This is a genomic window from Pseudomonas sp. GW823-FHT06E10, assembly GCF_058794995.1.
Genome location: NZ_JBXAHJ010000018.1, coordinates 1 through 11,105, shown reverse-complemented (window position 1 = coordinate 11,105; position 11,105 = coordinate 1). Strand labels below are relative to the sequence as shown.

Sequence of the window (11,105 nt, the reverse complement as noted above, 5' to 3'; positions counted from 1 at the left end):
TATGCGCGTTCTGCACTTTTATAAAACCTACTTGCCCGACTCCATGGGTGGCATCGAACAAGTCATTTTCCAGATGAGCGAAAGTGGCGCGCGCCATGGTGTCGACAGCACTGTGCTGACCCTGAGCAATAATCCGGCACCGGGCGTGTTGCAGATCCGCGAGCACCAGGTGCATCAGGCCAGGATGGATTTTCAACTCGCCTCCACCGGTTTTTCCTACAGCGTGTTCAAGCAGTTTCGAGAGCTCGCGGCTGAAGCCGACGTGGTCAACTATCACTTCCCCTGGCCCTTCATGGACCTGGTGCATTTTGTCAGCGACATCAAAAAGCCCAGCGTGGTGAGTTACCACTCCGACATCATTCGCCAACGCCATCTGCTCAAACTGTACCGTCCGTTGATGCGTCGGTTCCTGGACAGCGCGGATCGAATCGCCGTGGCGTCCCCCAACTACTTTCACACCAGCGACGTGCTCAAGGACTACCACGATAAGACCCGTGTCATCACCTATGGCCTGGACAAGTCGGGTTATCCGACGCAAGACGCGGCGCGGACCGAGCGCTGGCGCCAGAAGCTGGGGGACAAGTTCTTCCTGTTCGTCGGGGTCATGCGCTACTACAAAGGGCTGCACATCCTGCTTGAAGCGATGCAGGGGCTGAACTATCCCGTGGTGATCGTGGGCGCCGGCCCGCTGGAAGCGGAGCTGCATGCCCAGGCCAGGGCGCTGGGCCTGCGGAACCTGCACTTTCTCGGGTTCCTGGGCGACGAAGACAAGGTCGCCTTGCTCGAGTTGAGTTATGCGGTGGTGTTCCCGTCGCACCTGCGCTCCGAAGCCTTTGGCATTTCGCTGCTGGAAGGCGCGATGTATGGCAAACCGATGATCTCCAGTGAAATTGGCACTGGCACCAGTTACATCAACATCCATAACGAGACCGGGCTGGTGGTGCCACCGAGCAATCCATCGGCGTTTCGCGAGGCGATGCGCACGCTTTGGGAAAACCCGGCGCTGGCGGCGCAAATGGGCGAGAAGGCGCAGGCCCGTTATCAAAATCTGTTTACCGCGGACGAAATGGGTCGCAAATGGGCAGCGCTGTATGAGGAACTGCTGGAAGAAAAAGCCCTCGCCTACGCATGAGGTTTTTTTGCAGATCCGAGTTGTCTCTGCTGCTGTGCTCTAACAGTGTTACGATCCCGCGACTGTAGATTTTCCATGGCTTGCGCAGGATGTGTGCAAGCCGTCGACTCTCCCTATTGGCCCCCCCCGACTTTCTGCTGACCGCCTATGCAACGTCTGCTCAATGACCGCCTGGACTGGAACCTGCTGCGCACCTTTCGGGTGATTGGCCAGGAGCAGAGCATCAGCCGCGCTGCCGCCCGCCTGCACCTGACGCAACCGGCAGTGAGTCAGGCGCTCAAGCGCCTGGAGGAACAACTGGGCCGCCAATTGATTGCCCGTCGCGGGCCACGTTTTGCCCTGACTGAAGTCGGCGAGCAGATCTTCGCCCTGGCCGGGGAAATCTACGGGCAAATGTCCCAGGTCAGTAGCGTGCTGGAACAACCGGCCGACGAAGTGATCGGCAAAGTGCGGTTGCTGATCATCAGCCGGATCTTCTCCGAGCGCTTTGATGACTTTCTCGCCGACTTCCATCGTCAATACCCGCGAGTGGATCTGGAAGTCGACGTGATGCGCAGTTCCGACATCGTCAGCGCCCTCCAGGAAAAAACCGCGACCCTCGGCCTGAGCCTCAATCGGCGCCCGCAGCCACGCCTGGAGCAGCGCTTGTTCCTGCGTCAACGCTATGCTTTTTTCTGCGGCAAGCACCATGGGCTGTTCGGCCAGCAGGACGTCGCCGAAGGGGATTTGCAACGGGAGAACTTCGTCAGTTTCACCAGTGACCAGATCGGCGGCATGCTCTCGCCGCTGACGATTTTCCGCGATCAGCAGGGTTTCAGTGGTCGCATCGTCGCGTCCTCACCGAGCCTGGAAGAAGTCCGGCGACTGGTGATCGCCGGCTTCGGTATCGGCTGTCTGCCCGAACACGTGGTGGCGGCCGACGTCGACGCCGGATTGCTCTGGCGCCTGCCGCCCCACGAGGGGATTGCCGATGTGGACATTCATTTGCTGTGGAACCGCGAACAGCGCATGAGCCGTGCCGAGACGATCTTTCTCGAAAGCCTGCAACAACGGCTGACGGACTAAACGCGCAAGACTTGCGTCACCGGTTCACCGGCCTGCAAGCGTTCGAGCAAGCGCGGCTCGCTGCGATCCGAAGCCAGCGCCTGATCGATGACTGCCACCGCCGATGTCGTGTCGAGAAACAACACGCCGTTGTCGTCCGCCAGCACCCAATCCCCCGGCTGCACCGTCACGCCGGCGCAGTGGATGGGCTGATTGATGGCGCTGTCGCCACGGCCGTGCAGCTTGGTGGTCAACAGGCTGGTGCCTCGGGCGAACACCGGCAACCCGGCTTCACGCAGCTCCAGCAGATCGGTCACTGCGCCGTCCACCACAATACCCACAGCGCCGGCAAAGCGTGCCGCGCAACTGGTCACCGCACCGACCGGCGCATGCCGATGATCGCCACCGGTGTCGATCACCAGCACGTCGCCCGGCCTGATTTGCGCCAGGGCACGGTTGACGGCAATGGCATCGGCGCCCACCAGTTTCAGGGTCAACGCACGGCCAACGACTTTCACATTGGGCACCATGGCCCGCAGTTGCGGATCGGCAAAACCGTCTTCGAGAAAGTGCCCGAGGGTCGGAAAGCTCACGGCCTTGAGCTGTTCGATCAGTTGCGACTCATCCATGCTGCGGCTCCCCGGCAATCAGTTCGGCAACACAGTCGATCTCCAGCGATACGCCCCACAATGCCACGCACACCGTGGTGCGCGCCGGTGGCGCATGGCCGAGGAACTCGCGGTACACGGCGTTGAACGGCTCCAGTTGCGCGGGGTCGGTCAGGTAGGCATTGACCTTGATCACATGGCTGAAACCGGAGCCCGCCTCGATCAGGATCGCTTCGAGGTTGCGCAAGGTTTGCCGTACCTGCTCGGGGAAATCAGCAGGCTGTTCGTCGAGGCTGCCGTGGGCCGGAATCTGCCCGGCGGTGAACACCAGGTGGCCGCTGACCACGGCCTGGGAGTAAGGCCCGACCGGGTCGATGTAGCCCGGGGCCGATTGAATTCTGCGCATGTTGTAGAACTCCAGATGTCAGGCCGTAGCCGATTTGAAGGGTTTACCGGGGGCCAGATCGTCTGTGGGAACGACGCTGGGGATCTCGCTGATGTCCTTCTTGAAGGTCTCGGTCAACAGCAACAGGGCCACCAGTGAAATCAATGCCGCACCGATCATGTACCAGGCCACCGACGAACCTTTGCCCGTCGCGGCCAGCAATGCCGTGGTGACGATGGGCGTCGCCGCGCTGCCGAGCAGGCCGGACAACATGTAGCTGATGGACAAACCGGAATAACGCACCCGGGTGCCGAACAGCTCGGCGAGAAAGGTCGCGATCGGCCCGTAGTTGGCGGCGAACGCGGTCATCAACAACAGATAACCGAACACCACCATCGACAGCTCCTTGGTGTCCATCAGCCAGAACATCGGGAACGCCACCAGCGCTTCGGCGATGATGCCGCCGACAATGATCGGTTTGCGTCCGAAGCGGTCCGAAAGCGCACCGAACACCGGCAACATGACAATGCACCAGGCGCAGGACAGCAGCACCACACCGAGCATCACGCTGCGGCTGAAGCCGAGGTTCTGTGTGCCATAGGTCAAGCCGAACGCCACGATAATGTTGAACGAAGCGCCCGTGGACATGGTGGCAATACCCCCCAGCAGCACTTGCTTCCAGTACTTGCGGAACACTTCCGCCAACGGCATTTTCACTTGCACTTCGGCTTCCTTGACCTTGTTGAAAGCCGGGGTTTCCGAGATGTTCAGGCGGATATACAAACCGACGGCAATCAGCAACACGCTGGCCAGGAACGGAATACGCCACCCCCAGGCCAACAGATCCTCCGGGGACAGCCACGCCGCGATCAACAGGAATGCCAGGTTGGCAATCATGGTCCCGGCCGGCACGCCGATCTGCACCCAGGAGCCGTACAAGCCACGCTTGTTGGCCGGCGCATGCTCCACCGCCATCAGCACCGCCCCACCCCATTCGCCCCCCAATGCCAAGCCTTGAACGACCCGCAGCAGCAACAACAGGATCGGCGCCCAGATACCGATGGTTGCAAAGTCAGGCAACAAGCCGATGGCGAAGGTAGCCGCGCCCATGGTCAGCAGCGAGATCAACAGCATCGACTTGCGCCCCAGGCGATCACCGAAATGCCCGAACAACGCTGCGCCGACAATCCGTGCCAGATACGCCGAAGCGAAGGTGCCGAACGCCAGCAGCGTTCCGATCAGCGGCACGAAATCCGGGAAGAACACTTTGTTGAACACCAGCGCTGAAGCCGTGGCAAACACGAACAAGTCGTACCACTCCACAGTGGTGCCAATCACACTGGCCACCGCGACTTTTTTCATGCTGATTGCAACTTCCGGTGGTGCGCCGGACTTTTCTGCGGACGATAGATCGCTCATCACTGTCTCCAGGAGTTTATTTAATTGTTTTGAACTGGCAGTAAAACGGTTGAGGCGACGGTTGTTGTTATGGCTTACGGGAAGCTGGTTCCTATAGGAGCGAGCCTGCTCGCGATGAACTCAAGAACACCGCGTTTAACCGGCAAACACGCGAAATCGTTAACGACCATCGCGAGCGGGCTCGCTCCTACAGGGGGTGTGTTAGTTCAATATCCCAATGCTCGGTCGGCACAGTTGAGTAACGGCTCGCCGGCATTCAATCGACGAAAGTTCTCTGCCACTTGCTCGGCAATACAGTCATGGGAAGCCGCCGAAGCCATGTGCGGGGTGATGGTGACACCGGGCATTGTCCAGAGCCGGTGATCGACCGGCAGCGGTTCCTGCTCGAACACATCCAGCAAGGCGCCGCGCAAATGTCCGCTCGCCAGGGCCTGTTCGAGATCGTCGATGTTCAAATGACCGCCCCGGCCACAGTTGATCAGTGCCGCGCCGCTGGCAAGCTGTTCGAAAGTGGCTCGTCCGAGAATCCCGCGGGTTTCGCTGGTGAGTGGCAACAGGTTGATCAGCAACTCGACGCCGTCGAGAAAAGGATGCAACGCATCACCCCCGGCGAACGTGCGCACACCGGGCAAGTCCTTGCTGCGCCGCGCCCAGCCGCGCACGTCGTAACCGGCTGCGACCAGATCCAGAGCAATCGCGCTGCCCAGCGATCCGAGCCCCATCACACCGACCTTGAACTGCCCCGCCGCCCGTTGCAGCGGCCGCTCCCAGCGTTGCTCCCGCTGGTGCGACAACACCTGATCGAAACCGCGGTGATAGTGGATCACCGCCCAGCGCACGTACTCGGTCATCCCCTGGCGATGGCCCGGGTCGACCACACGGCAAATCGGCAGGTCCGGGCACGACGGATCGTTATCGAGGTGATCGATTCCGGCGGCCACCGAGTGAATCACCTGCAGGTTCGGCAATGCGCCGAGACTGCCCGGCAAGGGAAACCAGCACGCCGCCATCTGTGCATTGGTGGCCCGGGAATCGTCGGCCAGCACGGCGGTGAGCTGCGGCGCACTGCGGGCAAACGCCGCCTGCAATTGCTTGAGCAGCAAGGTGTCGCGGGAAAGCAGAACCACAGTGTTGATGACGGCGTTCATGACAAATAGGACTCGCGCTGGGATTCGATCAACGTCAGGGCGGCCTCCCAGGCCAGATCGATGATGTTGTCCTGCTCATCACGGTCGAACTGCTCGGCGGTGTGCGCGCAGACTTCCGGCGACGGGTAATGCAGTGCCGAACCACCGGCCAGCGCCTGCACCTGGGCCTGACAGGCCCGTTCCAGGAAGTGGATTTCCTGGAACGCCTGGGCCACGCCCGAACCACCCACCAGCAAACCGTGGTTGCGCAGGATCATCGCCCGGTGCGGACCGAGGTCGGCAATCAAGCGCTCGCGCTCATCCAGCGACAGCGCGATGCCCTCATAGGTGTGATAGGCCAGCTTGCCGTAGAACTTCAGCGCATGCTGACTGATCGGCAGCAAGCCCTGTTTCTGCGCCGCGACCGCCATGCCGGCCGCCGTGTGGGTATGGATCACACAGTTCAGGTCCGGACGCGCCATGTGGATCGCCGAGTGAATCACGAAGCCGGCAGCGTTGACCCGATGGCCCGCGTACTCCGGGTCGACCACCCGCCCTTCCTGATCGATGCGCACCAGGTCCGAGGCGCGCATGCGGTCGAAGATCACCCCGTAGCGGTTGATCAGGAAGTGATGCTCAGGCCCCGGAATCCGCAGGGTGATATGGGTGTCGATCAGGTCGGTCATGCGAAAGTGCGCGACCAGTCGATACAGCGCAGCCAGTTCGCAACGGGCTTGCCATTCAACCGGGTCGATGTGTGCAGGTTTACTCACGAATACACCTCTTTAGCAGCGTGGGTGACGACCGGGTTGGCGCGCAGGCGGGCCAGGCCGCAAACACCGATCAGGGACAGGGCCGAGAGCAAGGTGAAGAACACCGCCAGCGGCAACCATTGTCCGGAAAACTTGCTGGCCAGCAGGGTGCCGATCAGCGGCGTGGTGCCGCCGGCCACGGCGCAAGCCAATTGGTACGCGATGGAAATGCCCGAGTAGCGCAGGTGCACCGGGAAGGCCTGGGTCATGTAGCCGGCGATCACCGCGTAAAGCGCCGAGAGAATCACCACCGCCAGGGCAATGCCGGCAGTCATGAACACAATGTTCTGCGTGCCTACCAGCAGGAACATCGGGTATGGCGTGACCATGCAAAGCAACGCGACCCATTTGAGAAAACGACCTTCGCCGATACGTTCGGCGATCAGCGCCGAGAGCGGTTGTGAGAGCAACTGGATGACTGTCACCAGAAACAGGCAATCGAGAATCGTCGAACGGGCAATGCCCTGATATTGGGTGACATAGGTGATCATGAAGGTGTTGGTGAAGAAGAACCCGGCCGAGCCGATGGTCACGGCAGCGGCGGCGAACAGGATCTGCCGCCAGCAGGTACGGATCACGTCCATCACCGGGTATTTGGCGGTCTCGTTGTTGTCCTTGGCCTTGGCGAATTCCGGCGACTCGTGAACGCCGGAACGGATCAACAGCCCGACCATCATCAACACGCCGCTGGCGAGGAACGGCAAGCGCCAACCCCAGGCGAGGAAATCCTCTGGCTCAAGGGACGTCACCAGACGGAAAGCGATCAGTGCCAGCAACAAACCGGCGGGACTGCCGAGCTGGGCGAACGATGCGTAGAACGTCTTGCGCTTGGCCGGCGCGTGTTCGCTCGCCATCAACACCGCCCCACCCCACTCACCACCGACCGAAATGCCCTGAATGACACGCAGCACGATCAGACCAATGGGTGCCCAGATGCCGGCACTGGCGTAGCTCGGCAACAGGCCAATACCCGCCGTGGCAACGCCCATCAAGGCCATGGTCACCAACAGCATTTTCTTGCGCCCGAGACGATCGCCCAGATGACCGAACACCATCCCGGCCATGGGACGGGCAATGAAGCCGACCGCGAAACTGCCGAACGCCGCCAGGGTACTCATGACCGGGTCGCTGCTGGGGAAGAACACTTGCCCAAGGACCAGCGCCGCCGCGGTGGCGTAGATGTAAAAGTCGTAGAACTCGATGGTCGTGCCAATGAAGGCAGCGGCCGCGGCTCGGCGCGGTTGGGGAGTAGTGTGCATGCAAGGACCCTGTGTACTTATAGTTTTTGGGCAGGTGTTAAGGCTGATGACGGTTGCGCTCTGTGGCGCTTGTGGGCTTTATCGCTTCCATGCCAGGATTAGTCAATTTTCAATTCCTTATCTTTACTATTAGCACTGCTACTGCATGAGGTTTTATGCCTTCCAATTCCAACCCGTGGGTCGGGCGTCGCTTTCTCAATGACCGCCTCGACTGGAACCTGCTGCGCACCTATCTGGTCATCGGCCAGGAAGGCAGCATGAGCCGCGCCGCCGCGCGACTGCACATCACCCAGTCGGCGGTCAGCCAGGCGCTAAAACGACTGGAGGAACAACTGGAATGCGTGTTGATTGCCCGCAGCGGACGACGCTTTGATCTGACGGAAACCGGGGAAGAAGTCCTGCGCATAGCGGCGGATATCTACGGGGATATTTCACGCCTGGGGACGGTAGTGGAGAGTCGTCACGACGACGTGGTGGGCAAGATCCGCATCCTCACCGTCAGCGGTGTGCAGGCTCGGCATTACGATGACTTCCTCGCTGATTTCCATGAAACCCATCCGAAAATCGAGCTGGAAGTCGAGGTCATGGGCAGTTCGAACATCATCAGTTCGCTGCTGCAAAAAACTGCGACAGTCGGCGTTGGCCTGTGCCGCTTGCCACAGCCACGACTGGAACAACGGGTACTGTTTCGCGAGACCTATGCTTACTTTTGTGGCCAACGTCACCGGCTGTTCGGGCAACAGAATCTGACCCTGGAACAACTGGCGGCGGAAAACTTCGTCAGCTTCACCAGCGATCAACTCGGCGGCAATCTTTCACCCCTGACGCTGTTCCGCGACCAGCAAGGTTTCACCGGCAAGATCGTCGCCTCCTCCACCAGTTTCGAAGAAATTTACCGCTTGATCTGCGCGGGTTACGGCATCGGCGCCTTGCCCACCCATCTGGTGCGCCGGGATGTCGAGCAAGGTCTGCTCTGGCGCTTGCCGCCGGAAGACGGGGTGGTGGATTTCGATATCCAGTTGTTGTGGAATCGCGAACAGAAGATGAGCCAGGCCGAAACGGTGTTCCTCGAGAGCTTCCAGCACATGCTCAGCATCCGTGAGCCTGTGCTGTGAAGCCATGAAGGTTCAGACGTGAGGTTCGCCCGGTGCCTTGCTCGGCGCTGCGTACTGCGGCTTGAGGTGCCCGTCCTGATCAAGTAGCCAGGCGTCCATGATCTCCCGCACGACCGGTCCGGCGACGCGACCACCGGCCTCGCCGTTTTCGATCATCACCGAAATCACGATTTTCGGGTGCTCGGCCGGGGCAAAACCAACGAACAAGGCGTTGTCGCGGTTACGCTCGCGGGTTTTCTCCCGGTTGTAACGCTCACCCTGCCTGATCGCCACCACTTGCGCGGTACCACTCTTGCCGGCGATACGGTACTGCGCGCCTGCGGCTGCGGCCCGGGCAATCCCGCGGGCATCGTGCATCACCATCTGCATGCCATGGTTGACCTGCTCCCAGTCGCGAGGATCCTTGAGCAGAATGTTCGGCATCGGATGCTCATCCACCGGCGCGACACCGTCCACGGTTTTGGCCAGGTGCGGGCGATTCCACACGCCTTTGTTGGCAATCAGCGCCGTCGCCTGGGCCAACTGCAGTGGCGTGACCTGCATGTAGCCCTGGCCGATACCGAGAATCACCGTCTCGCCTGGAAACCAGGCCTGACGACGGGTGGCGCGTTTCCAGGCCTGGGATGGCATCAGGCCGGGGGACTCTTCATTCATGTCCAGGGAAACTTTCTCACCCAGTCCGAACATGGCCATGTAGTCGTGCAGACGATCGATACCGAGCTTGTGTGCCAGGTCATAGAAGTAGGTGTCGTTGGAACGCATGATCGCCGCATCCATATCCACCCAGCCGTCGCCGCTGTGGTTCCAGTTGCGGTATTTGTGATCGAAATCCGGCAGCTGGTAATAACCGGGGTCGAACACACGGGTCTGTGGCGTGACGACACCGGCATCGAGGCCAGCGATTGCCATTTCCGGCTTGATGGTCGAACCCGGCGCATAGAGACCGCGCAGCACACGGTTGAACAGCGGTCGGTCGATGGAGTCCCGTAGCGTGGAGTACTCCTTGGAACTGATACCGGTGACGAACAGATTCGGATCGAAACTCGGGTTGCTGACCATGGCCAACACTTCACCGGTCGAGGGATCCAGTGCGACCACCGAGCCACGGCGATCGCCCAAGGCTTGCTCGGCGGCTTCCTGAAGCTTGACGTCGAGGCTCAGGACAATGTTTTCGCCTGGCACCGGGTCAGTGTGCTTGAGCACTCGCAGCACGCGGCCCTGGGCATTGGTTTCGACTTCCTCATAACCGACATGGCCGTGCAGTTGCTTCTCGTAGAATTTTTCAATCCCGGTCTTGCCGATGGATTGGGTGCCTCGATACTCCACGGTATCCAGAGCCTTTGACTCTTTCTCGTTGATACGTCCGACGTAGCCGACCGAATGGGCGAATTGCTCGCCCAATGGATAGTGCCGAACGAACTGCGGCTCGACATCGAGGCCCGGCAAGCGGAACTCGTTGACAGCGAGTACGGCAATTTGCTCTTCGCTCAGTTCATAGAACAACGTCACAGGTACGAAGGGGTGACGTGCCTGCTTCATCGCCTTGTCGAACTGCGAGCGGTCTTCAGCGGGCAAATGCAGGAGATTGACTACCTCGTCCAGCTCTTCGTTTACATCGGTAGCACGTTCGCGGGTGATGGTCAGGTTGTAGCTGGGACGGTTATCCGCGAGGAGTACGCCGTTGCGGTCGTAGATCAACCCGCGAGTCGGTGTAATTGGCAGGACATGTACGCGATTGTTTTCGGAGATGGTCGAGTGATAGTCGAACTCGACTACCTGCAGGACATACAGGCGCACTACCAGCGCACAGGTGACAGCGGCAACGAACAAGCCGCAGGCCATCAGCCTTTTATTGACCAGGCGTGTCTCTTTCTCGTGGTCCTTGATGGGTATCGGTTCGGGCATTTCTACAGCAACTCTTTGAAAAGAATGCCGATCCGTGGGCGCAAACTCAGTCCATTAAAAATGAGCTGCACCTTAGCAAAAGCGCGGAGTCAGGTTTATGTGATTTTTTTTACAATGACCTTGTAGGAGCGAGCTCGCTCGCGAAAAACTTCTGGACACCCGGCGGCATCAGACAGCCAGTGTCATCGTTAAAGACCATCGCGAGCGGGCTCGCTCCTACAGTGTAGTGGTCTAATGAAACCGGACACCCATTTAGGCGAGAATGCTCGCCAGATCGAGGTGTCAGATGACCAAACAAC

At 60.1% G+C, this 11,105-nt stretch carries 10 protein-coding genes; 3 read left to right on the top strand and 7 right to left on the bottom strand.

The features are described 5' to 3' along the window. Window position 1: 1 nt before the first annotated feature. Complete coding sequence (locus AC1Q6Y_RS24265) at window positions 2-1,132, top strand: glycosyltransferase family 4 protein (protein ID WP_492625319.1); 1,131 nt, start codon at window positions 2-4, stop codon at window positions 1,130-1,132. Between the two features lie 147 nt (window positions 1,133-1,279). Next, on the top strand, window positions 1,280-2,197 hold the full coding sequence (locus AC1Q6Y_RS24260) for a LysR family transcriptional regulator (RefSeq protein ID WP_154861514.1): 918 nt from the start codon (window positions 1,280-1,282) through the stop codon (window positions 2,195-2,197). On the opposite strand, the gene AC1Q6Y_RS24255 is transcribed toward AC1Q6Y_RS24260, so the two are convergent. The 6 genes from AC1Q6Y_RS24255 to AC1Q6Y_RS24230 all read right to left on the bottom strand — a co-directional run bounded on the left by AC1Q6Y_RS24255 (window position 2,194) and on the right by AC1Q6Y_RS24230 (window position 7,786). Further along, window positions 2,194-2,805 (bottom strand): RraA family protein, encoded by a 612-nt coding sequence (locus AC1Q6Y_RS24255; RefSeq protein ID WP_492625318.1) that lies wholly within the window; start codon window positions 2,803-2,805, stop codon window positions 2,194-2,196. The genes AC1Q6Y_RS24260 and AC1Q6Y_RS24255 overlap by 4 nt on opposite strands. Then, window positions 2,798-3,190 carry a RidA family protein gene (locus AC1Q6Y_RS24250; protein ID WP_057713893.1) on the bottom strand — a complete coding sequence of 131 codons (393 nt, stop codon included), beginning with the start codon at window positions 3,188-3,190 and terminating at the stop codon, window positions 2,798-2,800. The genes AC1Q6Y_RS24255 and AC1Q6Y_RS24250 overlap by 8 nt, the downstream gene beginning before the upstream one ends. Before the next feature lie 18 nt (window positions 3,191-3,208). Then, complete coding sequence (locus AC1Q6Y_RS24245; protein WP_150814919.1) at window positions 3,209-4,588, bottom strand: MFS transporter; 1,380 nt, start codon at window positions 4,586-4,588, stop codon at window positions 3,209-3,211. A 206-nt stretch (window positions 4,589-4,794) separates the two neighbouring features. Then, entirely contained in the window at window positions 4,795-5,736 is a 942-nt protein-coding gene (locus tag AC1Q6Y_RS24240; protein WP_492625317.1) for a 2-hydroxyacid dehydrogenase, read from the bottom strand. After that, the gene (locus tag AC1Q6Y_RS24235) at window positions 5,733-6,488 is read right to left on the bottom strand and encodes a class II aldolase/adducin family protein (RefSeq protein WP_007988289.1); all 756 of its coding nucleotides are present in this window, start codon (window positions 6,486-6,488) and stop codon (window positions 5,733-5,735) included. The genes AC1Q6Y_RS24240 and AC1Q6Y_RS24235 overlap by 4 nt, the downstream gene beginning before the upstream one ends. Further along, window positions 6,485-7,786: an MFS transporter gene (locus AC1Q6Y_RS24230; protein WP_057713891.1), complete on the bottom strand. Its 1,302-nt coding sequence runs from the start codon at window positions 7,784-7,786 to the stop codon at window positions 6,485-6,487. Before AC1Q6Y_RS24230 ends, AC1Q6Y_RS24235 begins: the two co-directional genes overlap by 4 nt. 155 nt (window positions 7,787-7,941) lie before the next feature. Here AC1Q6Y_RS24230 and AC1Q6Y_RS24225 point away from each other — a divergent pair, with 155 nt between their 5' ends. After that, window positions 7,942-8,901: a LysR family transcriptional regulator gene (locus AC1Q6Y_RS24225; RefSeq protein ID WP_057713890.1), complete on the top strand. Its 960-nt coding sequence runs from the start codon at window positions 7,942-7,944 to the stop codon at window positions 8,899-8,901. Between the two features lie 12 nt (window positions 8,902-8,913). Here the strand turns inward: AC1Q6Y_RS24225 and mrdA are convergent, their stop codons facing one another. Continuing rightward, entirely contained in the window at window positions 8,914-10,806 is a 1,893-nt protein-coding gene (mrdA, locus tag AC1Q6Y_RS24220) for a penicillin-binding protein 2 (protein WP_492625316.1), read from the bottom strand. Window positions 10,807-11,105 lie beyond the last annotated feature (299 nt).